General features: G+C 40.6%; 17 protein-coding genes. 3 read left to right on the top strand and 14 right to left on the bottom strand.

The window, feature by feature from the left end; genetic code table 11:
* Positions 1-9: 9 nt before the first annotated feature.
* Positions 10-1257 carry a hypothetical protein gene (locus tag A11Q_RS04195; protein WP_015469541.1) on the top strand — a complete coding sequence of 416 codons (1248 nt, stop codon included), beginning with the start codon at positions 10-12 and terminating at the stop codon, positions 1255-1257.
* Between the two features lie 18 nt (positions 1258-1275).
* Here the strand turns inward: A11Q_RS04195 and ilvA are convergent, their stop codons facing one another.
* Genes ilvA through tmk form a run of 7 tightly spaced genes read right to left on the bottom strand, consistent with a single transcriptional unit; the run spans position 1276 to position 7873 of the window.
* Positions 1276-2478, bottom strand: a complete 1203-nt coding sequence (ilvA, locus tag A11Q_RS04190) for a threonine ammonia-lyase (RefSeq protein WP_015469540.1) — start codon at positions 2476-2478, stop codon at positions 1276-1278.
* A gap of 23 nt (positions 2479-2501) precedes the next feature.
* Positions 2502-3248 (bottom strand): triose-phosphate isomerase, encoded by a 747-nt coding sequence (gene tpiA, locus A11Q_RS04185; RefSeq protein WP_015469539.1) that lies wholly within the window; start codon positions 3246-3248, stop codon positions 2502-2504.
* Positions 3248-4468, bottom strand: a complete 1221-nt coding sequence (locus tag A11Q_RS04180) for a phosphoglycerate kinase (protein WP_015469538.1) — start codon at positions 4466-4468, stop codon at positions 3248-3250. Before A11Q_RS04180 ends, tpiA begins: the two co-directional genes overlap by 1 nt.
* A gap of 29 nt (positions 4469-4497) precedes the next feature.
* Complete coding sequence (gene gap / locus A11Q_RS04175; protein ID WP_015469537.1) at positions 4498-5496, bottom strand: type I glyceraldehyde-3-phosphate dehydrogenase; 999 nt, start codon at positions 5494-5496, stop codon at positions 4498-4500.
* A gap of 28 nt (positions 5497-5524) precedes the next feature.
* Positions 5525-6301, bottom strand: a complete 777-nt coding sequence (locus A11Q_RS04170) for a TatD family hydrolase (RefSeq protein ID WP_015469536.1) — start codon at positions 6299-6301, stop codon at positions 5525-5527.
* Positions 6285-7250 (bottom strand): DNA polymerase III subunit, encoded by a 966-nt coding sequence (locus A11Q_RS04165; protein ID WP_015469535.1) that lies wholly within the window; start codon positions 7248-7250, stop codon positions 6285-6287. Before A11Q_RS04165 ends, A11Q_RS04170 begins: the two co-directional genes overlap by 17 nt.
* A complete protein-coding gene (gene tmk / locus A11Q_RS04160) occupies positions 7238-7873 on the bottom strand; it encodes a dTMP kinase (RefSeq protein WP_015469534.1) in 636 nt (211 codons plus the stop codon). The genes A11Q_RS04165 and tmk overlap by 13 nt, the downstream gene beginning before the upstream one ends.
* Positions 7874-8015: 142 nt before the next feature.
* Here tmk and secG point away from each other — a divergent pair, with 142 nt between their 5' ends.
* Positions 8016-8351 (top strand): preprotein translocase subunit SecG, encoded by a 336-nt coding sequence (secG, locus tag A11Q_RS04155; RefSeq protein ID WP_015469533.1) that lies wholly within the window; start codon positions 8016-8018, stop codon positions 8349-8351.
* A gap of 14 nt (positions 8352-8365) precedes the next feature.
* On the top strand, positions 8366-9145 hold the full coding sequence (locus A11Q_RS04150; protein WP_015469532.1) for an AgmX/PglI C-terminal domain-containing protein: 780 nt from the start codon (positions 8366-8368) through the stop codon (positions 9143-9145).
* Between the two features lie 36 nt (positions 9146-9181).
* Here the strand turns inward: A11Q_RS04150 and A11Q_RS04145 are convergent, their stop codons facing one another.
* The 7 genes from A11Q_RS04145 to A11Q_RS04115 form a co-directional block, all read right to left on the bottom strand.
* Positions 9182-10258: a phosphatase domain-containing protein gene (locus A11Q_RS04145; protein WP_015469531.1), complete on the bottom strand. Its 1077-nt coding sequence runs from the start codon at positions 10256-10258 to the stop codon at positions 9182-9184.
* Positions 10259-10332: 74 nt separating this feature from the next.
* The gene (locus A11Q_RS04140) at positions 10333-11226 is read right to left on the bottom strand and encodes a DUF429 domain-containing protein (protein WP_015469530.1); all 894 of its coding nucleotides are present in this window, start codon (positions 11224-11226) and stop codon (positions 10333-10335) included.
* Entirely contained in the window at positions 11166-12182 is a 1017-nt protein-coding gene (locus tag A11Q_RS04135) for a GHMP family kinase ATP-binding protein (RefSeq protein ID WP_015469529.1), read from the bottom strand. The genes A11Q_RS04140 and A11Q_RS04135 overlap by 61 nt, the downstream gene beginning before the upstream one ends.
* Complete coding sequence (locus tag A11Q_RS04130; RefSeq protein ID WP_015469528.1) at positions 12172-13575, bottom strand: DUF4340 domain-containing protein; 1404 nt, start codon at positions 13573-13575, stop codon at positions 12172-12174. The genes A11Q_RS04135 and A11Q_RS04130 overlap by 11 nt, the downstream gene beginning before the upstream one ends.
* The gene (locus tag A11Q_RS04125; RefSeq protein ID WP_015469527.1) at positions 13575-15122 is read right to left on the bottom strand and encodes a GldG family protein; all 1548 of its coding nucleotides are present in this window, start codon (positions 15120-15122) and stop codon (positions 13575-13577) included. The genes A11Q_RS04130 and A11Q_RS04125 overlap by 1 nt, the downstream gene beginning before the upstream one ends.
* Positions 15122-15901: an ABC transporter permease subunit gene (locus tag A11Q_RS04120; protein ID WP_015469526.1), complete on the bottom strand. Its 780-nt coding sequence runs from the start codon at positions 15899-15901 to the stop codon at positions 15122-15124. The genes A11Q_RS04125 and A11Q_RS04120 overlap by 1 nt, the downstream gene beginning before the upstream one ends.
* Positions 15898-16836 carry an ABC transporter ATP-binding protein gene (locus A11Q_RS04115; protein ID WP_015469525.1) on the bottom strand — a complete coding sequence of 313 codons (939 nt, stop codon included), beginning with the start codon at positions 16834-16836 and terminating at the stop codon, positions 15898-15900. The genes A11Q_RS04120 and A11Q_RS04115 overlap by 4 nt, the downstream gene beginning before the upstream one ends.
* Positions 16837-16844 lie beyond the last annotated feature (8 nt).

Genomic DNA, 16844 nt, shown 5'->3' with positions numbered 1-16844 from the left:
CGGATTATTATGAACTTTCTGACCTACAAACATTGCATTAAAACATTACTTGGAAAATACAAATCCTGCTCTTTAGTTAATGCTGAGGGCAGTTTGCTTTACTCGAAAGATCAGAACTTTGAGGTATTGACCACGACACGTCTTGTCGCCTTTCAAATTGTTAAAAAATATTTAAACCCAAAGCCTCAGGACTTTTTCCTTTTAAATGACCCCGAAAATGGCGGCTATCAACTGAGTAAATTGATTTTCATATCGTGCCTGAGTCCTAACTTGTTTCTGATTTGGGACGAAAACAACTTCAATGTCGATTTCAAAATTCCGCCGACGCCGATATTTGATCAAGGTGTAAAAAATGAATTCGTGTGGCAAGCCCTTATTGGTTCCCGTCCATACTCTGCTGAGTTTGAATCTTTTTTAGAATACCAAAAGTATAAAGTCGACACTGTACTTAAATCGACATCGCTATTAAAAACCATTGGCGATCCAAAGCAACAGCAGCAATGGCTAAAAGCCACTCAAGGCATTTTTGATACCCAGTTCAACAATAAAGCTCAAGGCAGCACAGATGCTCAGTATAAATTATCTTCTGGCTCATGCATCCGCCTACGTTTTTCTGCCGAAGAAAAACAGAACTTAAAAATGATCACTTTGGATTTTACTAATACCAATATCTGCCCTGATATCTACACATCATCTCATGTTATCGAAAGTGTCCTGATTAAGAAGATTATTGATTTCTATGCCGTTAACGAGTTTTTTACTCAGTCCATTTTAGATAAAATTAAAATCATCTTGCCTCCGAAATCGATCGTATCAAGATCACACCCTACCGGAGAACACAACTTTGAACTGCAGACCATCTGCTCACAATTGTGTGAATACAATTTAATTCAATTAAACTCGCACGCCAGAAAATCTAAGCAAAATTTTGAATTAACTAACTTTTTATATTTTTCTTTATATTCAGATCATTACCATTCAAATAACTTTGTGGGCTCAGACAAAATTCAGTTAGAGCAGTTCGAAGATCTTATTAACAACAAAGTGATCGATTTAAAGAAGATGAAACGAACGGACAACTTGAATCAGGTTTGTTTTGATATAAACAGCGACGACAAAGTTTCTTTAACGATTAAAAATAATTACAAAGCTGATGGCACTTCGAACGATTTAAAGCTCAACAATGTTTCTTTAGGACGAGGACAATACGAGCTAAAAAAAGGTGATCAAATAGAAATACTTTGGAAGTATACTTAGGTACACTTCCTCAATTATCTATTGAACCTTCGCTCCCCACTGGCTTAAAGCTTCACGTATTTTTTGAATGTGTTCGTGGCTGGTCGTTTCAATGACAAAGTCGATTTTCGTCTCTTTTAAAGCCAAACTGTTTTTTACACGATCATGATGCACTTCTAAAATATTCGCTTTGTGCAAAGCTAAAATTTTAGTGAGCTGACTTAAACTGCCCGGAACGTCAGGAACAATCACCGACATTTCACTCAGACGTCCGCGTTGGATTTGTCCTCGTTGAATCACTTGTGAAACCATATTGAGGTCAATATTACCGCCACTGACTAAAACGCAGTTACGTTTTCCCAGTTTTATCTTACCAGTCAAGACACCAGCTAAAGAGGCCGCACCGGCTCCTTCTGCCACACTCTTGGCACGCTCAAGCAAGAAAACAATGGCTTCCGCCACATCACCATCAGCCACAGTCACCACATCATCGACATAACGAGAGATAAATTTTTCATACATCACACGGCTTGGCACTTTGATCGCAATACCATCGGCAATAGTACCCGTGTGTGTTGGTGCCTTGAAGTCCCGTGTTTTATAAAGCTGATACATCGTATCCACGGCAGAGGCCTGAACGCCAATAACTCTAATTTTTGGGTTTAATTCTTTTAACGCAATCGCCGCACCACTGATCAACCCACCGCCACCAATAGGTGCAATGATTGTATCTAGATCAGCCACTTGTTCTGCGATTTCAAGTCCGATAGTTCCCTGTCCTGCAATCACCTTTTCGTCTTCATACGGATGAACAAAAACATAAGACTTCTGATCTGCTAACTGGAATGCATATTCTTTGGCTTCATCAAAAGATTGCCCATGCAGGATAACTTCAGCGCCATAGTTTTGCGTAGCCTGAACTTTGGTTAACGGAGCTGTTTCGGGCATCACAATCACTGACTTAACATGACTTAAGCTCGCGCTTAAGGCGACCCCTTGCGCGTGGTTTCCGGCAGAGCAAGCCACCACACCTTTCGCTTTTTCTTGTGCAGATAGCGATGCGATCTTATTTGCGGCTCCACGCATTTTAAAACTGCCCGTACGTTGATTGTTTTCTAACTTAAGATAGATATCAGATCCGACTAATTTAGAGCAGGAACTGGAAATCTCGCAGGGAGTTTTGAGTATCAAGTCTTGAATTGTACTCTGTGCCGCTTTGATATCGTCAAAGGTCACTTTCATAAATCACCCCTATTAGCCTCTTATTAGGCTTTATTACAAATTTGTAAAAATGATTCTACTTTAAGAGCGGCTCCACCTATTAAAAATCCATCAACGTAATTGATTTTTAATAATTCGGCAGCATTATCTGGTTTTACACTTCCACCATAAAGAAGTTGAACACTGGCGTATCCTTTAGATACTAACTCATCATGTAGCTTTTGGTGAACTTCAGCGACCTGTTCAACTGTCGCGACTTTTCCTGTTCCAATGGCCCATACAGGCTCATAGGCCACAATAAGTCTTTCCGATTTATTAGCTCCCTGAAGACCTTTTTCTAATTGGGCTAAGCAAACCTCAAGAGTTTTGCCAGCTTCACGTTGTTCTAGATTTTCACCGATACAGAAAACCGAAGTTAGACCTAACTGTTGTGTCAGTAAGTGTTTTTTATTTAAGTCTGCATCTGCCTCTTTAAAAATTTCACGGCGTTCGCTATGACCTATTAAAATAAACTCTGAACGTAAAGACTTCGCAACCTCAGCTGAATTTTCACCAGTAAAAGCGCCCGAGTTTTGTGAGTAGATATTTTGCGGACCGAAGCCTATGGCTGTACCTGCACATAAAGTCGAAACAGCTTCCAACGAAAATGCAGAAGGGAATAAAATCACTTCGCACTTATCAAAAAAGCCTTCGATTTTAAAAGTTTCATTCTTCAAGTTAATGACGAACTCACGGGCCTCTTCTGGGGTTTTATTGAGCTTCCAATTCGCCGCAAAAATCTTTTTAGCCATTAGGACACCTGTTCACTTTGTTTACGAGGTCTTAGGATTTCTAAACCAGGTAACTTTTCGCCTTGAAGGTACTCTAAGCTGGCACCGCCACCTGTAGATATATGAGTCATCTTGCTGGCATAACCAGAAGCTTCCGCCGCGGCAGCCGAGTCTCCACCGCCCACGATTTTATTTCCATTATTTTCTGCAAGTGCTTTTGCAATCGCAAATGTGCCTTCATTGAATCCTGCAGTTTCAAAAACACCCATCGGACCATTCCAGAAAACTGTCGCCGCATGGCTTAAAGCTGCTGTGAAATTTTTCACAGTCTGTGGACCAATATCAAGACCCATGTAGTTTTCATTAATAGCGGCACCTGTTGTGACTTTTTTATTGGCCACATTAGCAAACTCCGTCGAAACCACATGGTCGACAGGTAATAGTAATGTCTTATTACGAGCTTCCATACGCGCGATCATCTCTTTTGCGTATTTCAGCTTATCAGCCTCTACTAAAGATTTTCCAACAGGAATGTTTTGCGCCTTTAAGAAGGTATAGGCCATCGCACCACCGATGATAAAGCCATCCACAATATTAATTAATTTTTCGATAACATCGATTTTATCAGAGATCTTAGATCCACCTAAAACAGCCAAGTAAGGTTTTTTCGGACTGTCCATCAAGCTATCTAACATCTTAATTTCTTTTTCAATCAGAAGACCGATTCCTTTTTTGTGCATGATCTCTGGTAAAGCATGAATGCTCGCATGAGCACGATGGCTCGCTCCGAAAGCATCATTAATGTAGATATCAGAATATGAAGCCCACTGTTGAGCTAGCTCAGAGCTATTCTCTGTTTCACCAACATCGAAACGCAAGTTCTCTAAAAGAATAACTTCGTTTTTCATATTGCCGTAAAGAATATGTTTTACACCTTCTGAACTTGGCTCTTCCATCAATACAACTTCTTTATTCAAAAGCTCAGTTAATCTTTTCGCTACAGGCTCTAAAGAGTACTTTCTATCTTGAGCTGATTTTGGACGACCTAGATGAGACGCCATAACCAACTTCGCACCTTTTTCTAGGCAGTAGTTGATCGTCGGCAAGCTCGCTACAATACGAGTCTCGTCTGTAATTCTTTGTCCGTCTAATGGTACGTTAAGATCTAAACGCAGAAATACTGTTTTACCGCTTAACTCAAAATCACGAACTGTCTTAATACCTTTTAAACCTGATGACATGATGAAACCTTTCAAACGTTAACAAAAAACTAGTGAGCCGCCATGTAGATCGCCATATCCACCATACGATTCGAGAAACCACACTCATTGTCATACCATGATAAAACTTTAACTGTTTTACCATTTACAACCATCGTTGTTTTGGCATCAACAATAGATGAATACGGGTTGCCATTGAAATCCACACTGACTAGCTCTTTTTCTTCTACTGCCAATACACCTTTTAAAGATGTTTTCGCTGCTTCTCTTAAAGCGTTATTCACAGCATCCACTGTCGCTTCTTTTTTAGATAAGAATGTGAAATCCACTAAGCTGACATTCGGAGTTGGAACACGCACAGACAAACCATCAATTTTACCTTTTAGCTCAGGTAATACTAAGCCGACAGCTTTAGCTGCGCCAGTTGTCGTTGGAATCATAGATACTGCCGCACTACGCGCGCGTCTTAAGTCTTTATGTGATGAATCCAAGATTCTTTGGTCATTTGTGTACGAGTGAACTGTCAGCATCGTGCCACTTTCAATTCCGAACGAATCATTCAAAACTTTTACCAGTGGAGCTAAACAGTTAGTTGTACAAGAGGCATTTGATAAGAAAGTATGTTTTTCTGAGCTATACTGAGTGTGGTTGATACCATAAACAACAGTTAGATCGACACCTTCTGCTGGAGCCGAGATAAGAACTTTTCTGGCACCCGCGGCAATGTGCTTTTGGTAATCTTCTTTACCTTTAAGAGCACCCGTACATTCTAAAACGATATCTGCTCCCCAAGATTTCCATGGAATTTGTGACGGATCTTTCGTTTTAGAAACTGGAATTTTTTTACCATTTACGATTAAGTGATTTTCGTCGTGGCTCACCTCAGCATCAAAGATACCTTGTGTTGAGTCATACTTTAACAAGTGTGCTAATCCTTCTACGCTATCCAAAGAGTTGATTCCAACGATATCTAGTTTTTCAAAACCAGCACGAAATAAAATACGACCGATACGACCAAAACCATTAATCCCTACTTTAACTTTAGACATCTTTTCCTCCAGTTGTTTGAATAAATAACTAATTCACTAATTTAAAAAATAATTTCTCGGCATTTTTTTTAGTTTGTTCACTCAGTGTTTGCAAGCTGACATTTTTCAGATCAGCAACAACCTGTGCCGTGTGAACAACGTATGCCGACGTATTAGACTTTCCACGCATAGGGACCGGAGCTAAAAATGGCGCGTCAGTCTCTACATGCAAGCGATCTAATGGAATAATATTTTTCACTGTATTTCTTAAGCTTTCGGCATTTTTAAAAGTCACAACTCCAGAAATCGAGATATCTAATCCCAAATCCAAAGCATTTTGCGCCAAGTAATCTGTACCTGTAAAACAGTGAATAATGCCTTTCACTGTACCCGAAAATTCAGAAAGAATTTGCACTGTGTCTTCTTCAGCATCGCGCGTGTGGATTTCGACTGGCAAGCCAAACTCAGCTGCAATTTTTAACTGCTCACGAAACGCATGCTGCTGTTCTTCTTTCGGAGATTGGTTGTAATAATAATCTAGGCCAATCTCACCAATACCCACAACACGAGGGTGTGTGGCTTTTTGACGTAAAAAAGCTCCCACGTCATCGCTGTACTTCACACCATCATGTGGGTGCACTCCCAACGTACAGAAAACACGTGGAGCAAATTTTTCAGCTAGCTCAAGCACCACGGGAAAGTCTGCAGGCTCTGTCCCAATAGTGATAATACGCTGAACACCCGCATCCAGTGCATCTTGTAGAGCTTTTTCAGCTCCACCTTCTAGACGATCTAAATGACAATGAACATCAATCCACTCTTGCATATCTAACCCACAAATCTTCAAATGCTAATGCCGTATCTGCATTAGAGTTGATATCTTTTTCGACACGTACCAACTGCTCGCCCAGCCAATTTAACTTTGCATCTGATAACGAAAAAAATTGTTTCAATCTTTCGGATTGATCCGTATTCAAAATAAACTTCTGAGCTTGAGTTTTTAACACGATGGCATCACGGATAAGCTGCATCCAGCAATTCACACAGAATATAGCCCAAGCTCTGTCTTTAACAATATCACGCCAGCCCTTATCCAATAGAAACTCTTCATCCGTTAAAAACTGCTCTAAGAATGTAAGCGATTCGTCGCGCTTTTCAGCGCCCTCACGCGAGGCTAGCGAAGTCAGCAAATCAACACGCCCACGGCAAGCTCTATAAGCCCAATCCGGCTGCTGTGGCTTGATTTGTTTTAATTGTTCGTAACTTAAGGCGTGAAAACGCATCACCTGCGAACGCGATCTGATCGTCGGTAAAAATTGGTGCACGTCTGGAGCCAACAAAATAAAAAATACATTGTCTGTCGGCTCTTCAAGAGTTTTCAGTAAAGCATTGGACGCCTGTGGATTCATTAATTGAGCTTGATCGATAATCACGACTCGCGCTGAAGCTAAGTTGGCCAAAGCCAATGAATCCAATAGCGTACGAATTTTTTCGACTTTAATCACAGGACGAGCCAGCTCAGCGTCAGGCTCAATGACGATTAAACTTTCTGATTGCAGTTTTTCAATACGCAAACAAGAGCCACATTGGCCGCAGCCTTCACTTGAGCTTTCACAAACTAAGGCTTGCGCCATTCCCAGCGCTATCTTTTTTTTGCCAATTCCCGAAGGGCCCACCAACATAATGGCATGGGGCCAACGACCTTTTTGTTTCAGCTGAAACAGCTTATTGATCTCGTCTTGATGGCCAACGACAGAATCAATTACTCTAGCCATTTTCGACTCTGTAACTCAGTGATTAAGGTTTTAAATAGTTGCTCCGGAGAATGAGCGGCATCTAAGACTAGCCACTCTGTAGGGCACAATACCGCCTGTTTCAAAAAGCTAGAACGTACACGCTCATGGAACTCATCAGCTTCAGACTCCATACGATCTTCCGCATCGCCACCAGCTTGAATACGACCTTGTCGTCGCTTATGTGACTCTTCAACTGTCAGGTCCAATAGAATATTTAAATCTGGTTTTAGCCCATCGGTAGCAAAATGATTTAACCACATCACCTGCTCGTCTAAGATCTGACGACCTCCTGCCTGAAAGGCAATCGAACTAGCTGTGAAGCGATCACAAAGAACCCACTTCTTCTGATCCAAGGCTGGCTTGATAATCAAATCCACATGCTGTGCACGACTGGCTTCGTACAACAGTAATTCAGTTCGCGCAGAAGGAACTTCTTTCCCTTTGGAAAGAATAATTTCCCGCAACTGGTCGCCGATCAGAGTGCCACCCGGTTCGCGCGTTTTAATGAAGCTGATTTGCTGTGTGCTTAAGTGCTCTTCAAGCCTCGCCATTAATGACGATTTGCCTGAGCCATCAAGCCCTTCGAATGCCAGAAAAAACATAGCCCTAAGGTATCTCGTAAAGGTGGTATTTTGTCATCATTAAACAGCGCGTTATCACCTCTGTTTTGCGGTTAAAACTAGACGCCGTCAAACAGCAGATATAGGTTATCCTCTTTGACAAATTTTCGAAGGAGACGCGTTCATGGTTACATTTTTGGCTATTATCCACATCGTTGCGTGCTTAGGTCTGATCGGTTTAGTTTTAATCCAAGACTCTAAAGGCGGAGGCGTATTCACCTCTCAAACAACATCTAACTCTGTGTTGGGTGCTACAGGTGCTACTTCTTTTGCGCAAACAATGACAAAAGTAATCGCTGCTGTTTTCGCTGTAACTTGTATCGGACTTTCAATCATGTCAGCACGCTCTGAAAAATCAGTTGTTGATGGCGTTATTCCTTCTACTTCAACAGCCGCTCCTGTTGATGCGTCAGCACCTCTTGAAGTAGAAGCTCCTCCAGCAACAGCTCCAACTGAGTAATCTGTTATTCTTCGATGAAACAGAACAACTGGCTTGTTATAGGACTGATCGTTTGTGGTATAGCCCTCATACTTGTGTCAGTTGTTCTGCCTCAAAATAAATTTAATTTTAGTTTCAACAAAGTATCTTTAGCTCAAGTCATCGAAAAAACAGGCTCTGCTACTCTTTTTCCTGCAGACTCTGCCGCTGAGTATGAGCTTAAAAATAAAACCACATTAGGTCCCAAAGACAGCTTCCGTACTGCTGATGACGCCGAAGTCCTTTTGCAATTTCAGAATGGTGGACAATTAAGAGTCACACCTAATTCAGAAGTTTTACTTGATCAAATCAACGAATCCCAAGCCGTAGCTCTTGTTAAAGCAGGTGATGTTTTAATTGAAAAACTGGGACAGGGTTCAAACTTCTGGATTCGAAAAGACGGCCAGCTTTTCAGTGCTGCCGACTATGCCCTTGTTGATAAAAATACGCATCCTATCGCTGGCAAAAAGAATTCCACAACAGATACTGAAGAGCAGATTTCACAGATTGAAATTGAATCTATTTTAAGTGCTAAGAAAACTGACTTCTTTAAATGTTTCGGGCAATTAATACAGCGAAACCCACAAGCTACAGGTCAAGTTCTGCTTTCATTTACCATCGAAAAAAGTGGAAATACGAATAAAATCGAAATTTCAAAAACGGATATCAACGATGCCAGTTTTAAATCTTGTCTAGTGGAAGTCGTCGCCCGCACGCAGTTTAGATCCTTCAGCGGTCCACCTATCGCCACTGTCTTCCCTCTGAGATTCGAATAAATTCAGTAGATGACTCGTTAACGATAAATTTAATTATTAACGATAGTCTTTAAGATAATCTATATGACGTGGAATCCATGGTTCGAAAATTCCGTGTAACTCATAGACAGAACCATTATCGACACTTTTTTCTTTTAAAGGCTCGCTTTTCGGCATCCACGATAGCGAGATAAATCCCTTTTCAATGAAATAATTTTTGATCATTTCAAAGCTGGATAGCCCCAAAACACGACGACGAATCAACTCTTCAAATGTTGAAACTAATTGTTCTGGAGTGAACTTATACTTTTCAATAAGTCCTCCCGCAATAAAGCCTAGCTCTTCCAAAGACAATCGTTGATCTTGCACTAAATCAAGTGCCACCTGAAATGAGTTGTATGTCGGCAAAGTCCGGCGGCCATACTTCAAATAATACTCAGGATCAGTATCCGTGGCTAAGTTGATATAAATTTTTTCTACTGGGTCCTGAATGGGAATCAGGGTCTGAAGTCGCAAGATCTCATCAATTTGAGAGTAGCTCACACCTAAGTCTTCTAGTAAATTCGTCAGCTGTGTTTCTGTATGACGACGAGCACAGATATCTGAAAACAAATTATAGATGGTCGCATCCGACTCGGAATCATCACCAAAACAAATCATCTTCACATTTTTAGAAAGACGTGTTCTGAGCTGTAAAAGAGACTGAACCTTGTAACCGATTTGTTTTTTTAAGAACAAAAGTTTTTTGGGAACGAGATTGCGTAAATTGTCTTTGTAAAACATCCCGATCGGTTGAATTTCATCGAGTCCGAACTTTTCATAAACTTTTGATTCCATTTGTGGAGGCGACGCCGACACAAAAAACAAAGGGAAAAACTCTTCGTTGAAATGTTTCTTACGATAACGGGACAAACTTCGAATAATGTCAGGAGTGCCTGGGACATTTTTTTTAGCGAATGCTTTTTCAAATACTGTGCTTAATAAACCTGATAACGAATCTATGGATGTATCAAGATAGGTCTTATCCAGATCCCATACATAGATCACATCGATACTATCAATTTGAGCTTTAGTTTGATATTCAAAGTAAACGACGTCTAAATTTGTCGTTGAACGCTGTTTCCAATGAGTCATTCCCACACCTTCTTTGAACCTGTTCTGATTATTACATAATTGCCAAGATTTTCAAACATGGTGTCTGCTTATTGCTAGAAAAAATCTTTGATTTTTAAATCTTGCTTAGGAAACTCAATCCAGTCCTCTACTTTAGGGAATCCTTTAGGGCGATCTTCAGTCAACTTCTTGTATTTCAGATAAGCGGTAAAACCACACAGAAAAGCATCAAAGGCATGCCCGTTTTCGACCATCAACTTCATATCCTGATGATAGACAAACGCGATATTGTGCTCATTAAGAGCCGTGAGGAACTGCGATCTGGCCGCATCTCCACCGAATGCCGCTTTGTGACCTCTTAGCTGAGACTTCATCATATTCAGTGATTTACCAAGACGCCAAAGTGTCAGCTTAGGATAAACCTCGATAAAGTTTGAAGTCAGTCGTCTACGAATAAAGCTCGCACGGGCTAAAAGTGGAGCTGAGTTAGCTCCCATAGCATGATGTAAGTTAAAAGACTCTTCTAACTCTGTCTGCAGATACATCTCGATGCATCTTTGCGTATAGGGTGTAAATAATTTTTTAGGACGCTTCTTCTTTTGCTTGTCCTGCCAATGCCGCCACATCCATTCAATATGGGGCTCGTGACAGTTTTCATAGCCGGGGCACTTCAATTTACAGGTTAAACAGCTAGGAAGATTCCATGCTGTATCAAAAGCCACATAGGGTGTGCTTTCGTGATTTTGTTCAATGAGCTCATGAATTTTTAAATCACCAGAAATCTTTTCTTCTGATTTAATTTTTTCAAACAAGCGTGAAAGGAATACTTTTTTGTTTTCAGGATAATATTCTAAGACAGCGATACAAGCTTTGTCAGACTTGCCCCCCGCCAACGAAATACCTATAAACCGTAAGACTTGTTTGCTCTCTACTCGGTCAGAGGATTGATCGGTTTTGCGTTCAGGCACTGAAACTTTTCTTTTTGACATGCCGACACGACCTTTTCTCTAAAATCAGGAGACACCCATACAAGGACACAGCCTCCGCCCCCTGCTCCACATATTTTAACAGCCTGTGCTCCCGCCGCTAAGCAAATCTCAGATAATTTCTCGATTTCTGGACTGCTAAAAGCAGGAGTTAGGCGAATACGAGCATTATATTCCCTTTTAAAAAGAGCTGGAATTTCAGCCCAGCGCTGAGCGCGTATAACCTCACGCAACTCTTCCGAGATACTCTTGATCTCGTTCAGCGCCTCTAAGACAACAGCATCACCCTCTACCGCTGATTTCAACACTTCAAAATTATTTAAACCACTGTGATGCGAGCGCCCCGTATAAACCAATAAAAAGTTTTCAGCAAAAGGTGTTCCATCTAAGGACAAAACTTCCTGTGAAATTTCTTTTTCATTGTAGTCAATAAAACTCAACCCACCCGTTACCGCAGGATAATAATCCTGTGTTCCTGTTGGCGTTCTTAATAACTTCGCTTCCAAGTTATGAGCTAAATGAACGATTTCATTCACTTCCAGTTTCGGTAACTGCAAAAAGGCACCTAGTGCCTTTAGCATAGAAATCGTTAAACTGCTGCTACCACCAAGCCCGCCACCAATCGGACTTTGAGACTGAGTTTGCAACTCAAACCCTGTCTTTAAATTCAAAATCTCGTGGCGAAATGCGGACAAGATCGCTTGATAGAGTTTGATATTTGAATCTGTGGATTCAAAAAAGCTCTGTGCATCTGCAAACGTCCACTCTTTATTCAAATCCAATGACTTAATCTTCAACTGAGAGTCCGTACGAGCGTGGACTTCACATGTCGTCCAAATATCAATCGCTAAATTAATGGTGACAGCATTATTAGTAAAATTAAACAATGGCCACATATCCAGCGTACCGCCAGATAGATCTACACGTGTAGGAGACTTAAATTTAACACTATTCAACATGTGCACCTTGCTTTTGCTTGTCTCCGCTAACTTCAACTAGTTTTGTCAAAGCAAGTGAATCAATGATTGGCTTTTCCATGGCAAAAATCACATCTGATTGATGTGTTCGCGTGTAGTAATAATCCTGACTCTGTCCATCTTTAGTTTTCGTGAAAGACGGTCCCCAGTTTAATTGTAACAATAGTTTATCTGCTGCAGATTTTAATATCAGAATATTACTGCCAGAAAACTTTGTTTTACCGCTTTCGTCTTCAATAAAGTCAGAGATTTTCATTTCGTGGATCTGATCAATGGTATTATTCACTAATTGCTGATCTAATAGCTGAAACGTATCGCCTTTCTTTAAAGACCAGTTACCATTTTCAACGGAGATCTCTTTTTCAGCCCCATTTTCTTTAAAGTACAACTTAGACACCTCTTTGCGATTGAAAGCTAATGCCGTTGTACGATCTTTAAAGCCATCCATTTCAAGATTACCAAACTTTTCCCATGCTCCCACTTCTAGACGAACAAGAAATGTTGGTCGTTCTGTTAGAGCGTATAAAGTTTTATCCTGTACATGAAGATTGATAGCTGCCGCCCAGCTCGTGTCAGAAGAAGAGAGCTCTAAATAGATACCCTGTTCTTTTTCTAAACCCTTTTCTTGAATAACTCGATGAGATGGCTCCCCTTCAAATAAATAAGCCTCGATCTTTGCATCGACGATACTGCTTAGCAACTCGCGCACTTTGTTCTGATCAAGTGGAACTATTTCCCCTTTGCCAGCCCAAACATTGTCGATTTTATGCATCTGGAAATCATCACGTAAAGATTTAATACGGATGTTATCGATATGAGCTAAGTTGCCACGAAAGAGTCGTTTATCCCGATAAAAAATCATTTCGTTTTTCGCTTGGCTGGTCCATACAGAACGCGCTAATAAAACGCGATTTTCCGAGTCAATTCTTAAGTAACTATCACCTTCGTAATTCTGTACAGAGCCCACTGAAATTCGTCTAGTATTTCCCAAATTATTTTTAAAAACAAAAACAGCTTCTGGCTTATCCAAGCCAAATTCTTTCAGTTCAATTTCAGTTAAATCTTCTTTAGTATTCTTAACGACTGATATTTGTTTTTCAGTGGTCATTTTTTTCAAAAAATCTTCCACATTATCATTATCAGCAATGTCTTGAATAGGCTCTAATAAAGACCAGCCCTGTTCATTTTTTTGCAAAGCTAATTTTGATTCGCCTTTAATTATTTGGAAATAGTTGATCTGGTCCATGTCGTAGTCCAAAACAACTGCTGTGTCCTTTTCTTCCTGTTTTTTTTCAGCATCGTAATCGAAAAGATATACGATAGATACTGTCACAAGAGTCAGAAAGGCGAAAAGAGCCGTGCGATTGATTTTCATTAAGCGTGTCTCCGTTTATACCAAAGGACGATACTTAGAATCATAAATACAAATGGCAAAGGCAAGAATAGCCCCACCACTGTAAATTTAAAAAATTGATTGAATTCAGGTGGACTTAATAACATCTTCGTCGCCTGAGGCTCTTTTGCCGATATCGAAATCAAATCGGTTTCTTGAGCCAAAGCAGCGATAGTATTTAAAGCTAGGTCACGATTAAGGTTTTGATAAAGCAAAATATTACTTAAGAAATCCACATCCGAAAACACTACGGCTGAAAATTCTTTTGCAGATCCTCCAAGTTTACCTCGGACATGAACGCCTAAGTTAAATGACTTCGGAGTGCCTGTATAATCTGTACTGTCAACATCAGCTAAGGCCACAGATGACTGAGGTGTCTTAACAATGACTTCTTGATTAATCGCACTGTCATGCTCCGTTAATTTGAAAGAATGTGGATTTCTAAAAAGTGTCATCTGACTGCTCGTGAATAACTTCGTGATGTCATTTGACGTCGAATAGTCCACCGCCACTGTCGCCGCTTGCGCATTTACAACTTGCCCCATTGGCGAGTTAAATACGTTATAGACATAATGTGGCTCTAGCTCTAATCCAAATGACTTGAGTAATCCACCAAGGCCCATCGGTGTTTTTTCATCTAACAACAAAAATAGATGTCCGCCATTTTTTAAATAGTCTTCAATGGCCTTTGCTTCCGCTGCTAAAATTTGCTGATGAGGACCCGCAATCACAAGCACATGGGCATCGCTAGGTACTCTAGTTTCCTTAGTTAAACTCAGCTTCTTAACTTCGTAAGAGTTCTTTTCCAACATCTGTCGAAAGCCGGACAAACTCAACTCGCTTTTTTCATCGTCTAAACTACGCTCGCCATGGCCCTCTAAAAAGTAAATATTCTTTTTACTTTTTCTAGTCGCCTTGATGATGGCATTTGTAAAGTCTTGTTCGCTGTAGTTTTCAATTTTATTCCGGCTACCTTTATAGTCCAGAAAAGCTTCCCCAGCACCATTGGTCGCTTCAAACTCACGCGCCAATGAGGGCCTTTCGTTGATTTCAACTATATCCAACTTTACCTTGGTGTTTACATCCTGATAGTGCTTCACTAGCTCGCGGAAAAGACGTTTATTTTCCTCAGAACGTTCGACTCCAGTTTTATAAAAGAAGTAAACGCGTAAATCTGAATCTAACGAATTTAAAATGTTTTTAGACTGTTCAGAAATAGAATTGATTTGGTTACTTGAAAAATCAAAAGCTTTGTAGTGTCTTGCTCCAGTAAAATTAATCGCACTTAAGAACACAATGGCTAATAGAACCATGACACCCATATTCATTCCATGCTTTGTGGCTTTCATGGTGAAGAACTCTTTGATCGTTTTACGATCTTGATAAAAACCACCAGCAAAAGCAATAACGGCCGTTGCAATGATAACCCACATAAATGGCATCCACACACCAACCGCGAAGAACAAACCAACAAGTGCTAATAAGCTTAGAAGTCCTAATGCAAAAAACAAGCGTCCTTTTTTACTCATTACGCCCTCCACCGAGCAGACTCAACTACTCGCTCTGTCAAAAAACAAAATAAGAAAATCAAACTGAGGAAAAAAATCAGACCATTTGTGCGAATGGTCCCTTCGATCATCGCCGCCAAATGAGTGTTCAATGATAAGTGCTCTAAGACAGCCTTTAACGTCGAGCCATCAAAAGACTCATTTAAGGCTCCGATGAACCACACGGAAAGATTTAAGACGATTGATAGAACAAAAGCCACCAGTCCATTTTCAGTTAAGCTTGAGGCAAACATGCTCATTGCGGTATAAACAGCGGCCACTAAGAATATCCCTAATGCGGCAACAATTGTCGGGGCCCATGAAAACTCAAAGACGCGGCGACTGACTGCTGGATACACAAAGGATACCAAAATAAGGGCTAAGACTGTCACTAAAGCCGCAAAGTATTTTCCCAAAACAATCGAAGCTGAACTAACAGGTGAGGTCAAGAGCAGATCGAAAGTTCGCATTTTCTTTTCTTCTGACAAGAGTTTCATACACAAAGCCGGTATCAAGAAGATGAAGATCAAATTCATAATAGATAAATGCGGTAAAAACACAGCATAGTGAATATTGAGCATCTGCGCCGAAGCACCGAATTGCATAACCGCATTTCCTGATGCCTGCGCAAATTTTTCTAAAGAAATAGAAAATAAAATGCTCAGTAAAATCGTCATTGTAAAAGACAAAAAGTAAAACAGGGGACTTTTAAAAAATCCTGCCAGCTCTTTTTTAAAGATAGTGTACGTGGCTTTCATCATACGTCTGCCCTTTCCTGTTGTTGCCCGTAGGTCAACTTTAAGAACACTTCCTCTAAATTCGCTTTAGACGGCGCTAGTTCTAATAGCCCCGCCCCAGACTGAATAACAGCCGTTGCGACCTGATCTATTAGATTTTCGTTCTCTTCTAATTTGATGCGATAATGTTGATCGGTAATAGCCTCAACCGCAATAACCCCAGCAACACGGCTTAATACGTCTGCCTGCTGCAATGGTTTGCGCGTCTTAAGATTTAACAAGATCGTGCCCTTGTTCCACTTTTCGATTCCTTCGATAGAGTCTTCTGCTACGATCTGACCTTCATTGATAATGATCACTTTACTGCACGTCGCTTGTACTTCTGATAAAATATGGGTCGACAAAATCACCGTGTGCTCACCTTTCAGCTCACGAATGAGATCTCGTATCTCAGCAACTTGCTTAGGATCAAGGCCCACAGTTGGCTCATCCAATACAAGAACTTCAGGATTGGACACTAAGGCCTGTGCAATACCCACTCGCTGTTTAAACCCCTTCGAAAGATTCTTAATCAAGCGATGTCGGACATGACTGAGTTGTGTCTTATCCAAAGCACGATCAATAGAAGCTTTAATCTGATTTGCTGGCACACACTTCAACTCGGCTACAAACTTCAAGTAATCCTGAACCAACATATCCACATACAGCGGAGGTGTTTCAGGTAAATATCCAATACGTTTTTTGACTTCTAAAGGGTTTTCATAAACATCATAACCACAGATTTTGGCGTGCCCTGAAGTAGGAGCCATAAATCCCGTGATGATTTTCATGGTGGTCGACTTTCCAGCCCCATTAGGCCCAAGTAAGCCGACGACTTCTCCTTTTTCTATAATGAAGTTAAGATCCGATATAGCTTTACGCTCGCCATAACTTTTAGACAGATGACTGACTTCAATCATAAAAAACA

The organism is Pseudobdellovibrio exovorus JSS (genome assembly GCF_000348725.1).
Taxonomy (GTDB): Bacteria; Bdellovibrionota; Bdellovibrionia; order Bdellovibrionales; family Bdellovibrionaceae; genus Pseudobdellovibrio; species Pseudobdellovibrio exovorus.
This window is presented reverse-complemented; position numbering and strand designations above follow the sequence as displayed.

What these genes read in the sequence shown, in the direction of transcription:
- A11Q_RS04195 (WP_015469541.1), top strand. Translation starts at nt 10, where the DNA reads ATGAACTTTCTGACCTACAAACATTGCATTAAAACATTACTTGGAAAA.
- ilvA (WP_015469540.1), bottom strand. Translation starts at nt 2,478, where the DNA reads ATGAAAGTGACCTTTGACGATATCAAAGCGGCACAGAGTACAATTCAA.
- tpiA (WP_015469539.1), bottom strand. Translation starts at nt 3,248, where the DNA reads ATGGCTAAAAAGATTTTTGCGGCGAATTGGAAGCTCAATAAAACCCCA.
- A11Q_RS04180 (WP_015469538.1), bottom strand. Translation starts at nt 4,468, where the DNA reads ATGTCATCAGGTTTAAAAGGTATTAAGACAGTTCGTGATTTTGAGTTA.
- gap (WP_015469537.1), bottom strand. Translation starts at nt 5,496, where the DNA reads ATGTCTAAAGTTAAAGTAGGGATTAATGGTTTTGGTCGTATCGGTCGT.
- A11Q_RS04170 (WP_015469536.1), bottom strand. Translation starts at nt 6,301, where the DNA reads ATGCAAGAGTGGATTGATGTTCATTGTCATTTAGATCGTCTAGAAGGT.
- A11Q_RS04165 (WP_015469535.1), bottom strand. Translation starts at nt 7,250, where the DNA reads ATGGCTAGAGTAATTGATTCTGTCGTTGGCCATCAAGACGAGATCAAT.
- tmk (WP_015469534.1), bottom strand. Translation starts at nt 7,873, where the DNA reads ATGTTTTTTCTGGCATTCGAAGGGCTTGATGGCTCAGGCAAATCGTCA.
- secG (WP_015469533.1), top strand. Translation starts at nt 8,016, where the DNA reads ATGGTTACATTTTTGGCTATTATCCACATCGTTGCGTGCTTAGGTCTG.
- A11Q_RS04150 (WP_015469532.1), top strand. Translation starts at nt 8,366, where the DNA reads ATGAAACAGAACAACTGGCTTGTTATAGGACTGATCGTTTGTGGTATA.
- A11Q_RS04145 (WP_015469531.1), bottom strand. Translation starts at nt 10,258, where the DNA reads ATGACTCATTGGAAACAGCGTTCAACGACAAATTTAGACGTCGTTTAC.
- A11Q_RS04140 (WP_015469530.1), bottom strand. Translation starts at nt 11,226, where the DNA reads ATGTCAAAAAGAAAAGTTTCAGTGCCTGAACGCAAAACCGATCAATCC.
- A11Q_RS04135 (WP_015469529.1), bottom strand. Translation starts at nt 12,182, where the DNA reads ATGTTGAATAGTGTTAAATTTAAGTCTCCTACACGTGTAGATCTATCT.
- A11Q_RS04130 (WP_015469528.1), bottom strand. Translation starts at nt 13,575, where the DNA reads ATGAAAATCAATCGCACGGCTCTTTTCGCCTTTCTGACTCTTGTGACA.
- A11Q_RS04125 (WP_015469527.1), bottom strand. Translation starts at nt 15,122, where the DNA reads ATGAGTAAAAAAGGACGCTTGTTTTTTGCATTAGGACTTCTAAGCTTA.
- A11Q_RS04120 (WP_015469526.1), bottom strand. Translation starts at nt 15,901, where the DNA reads ATGATGAAAGCCACGTACACTATCTTTAAAAAAGAGCTGGCAGGATTT.
- A11Q_RS04115 (WP_015469525.1), bottom strand. Translation starts at nt 16,836, where the DNA reads ATGATTGAAGTCAGTCATCTGTCTAAAAGTTATGGCGAGCGTAAAGCT.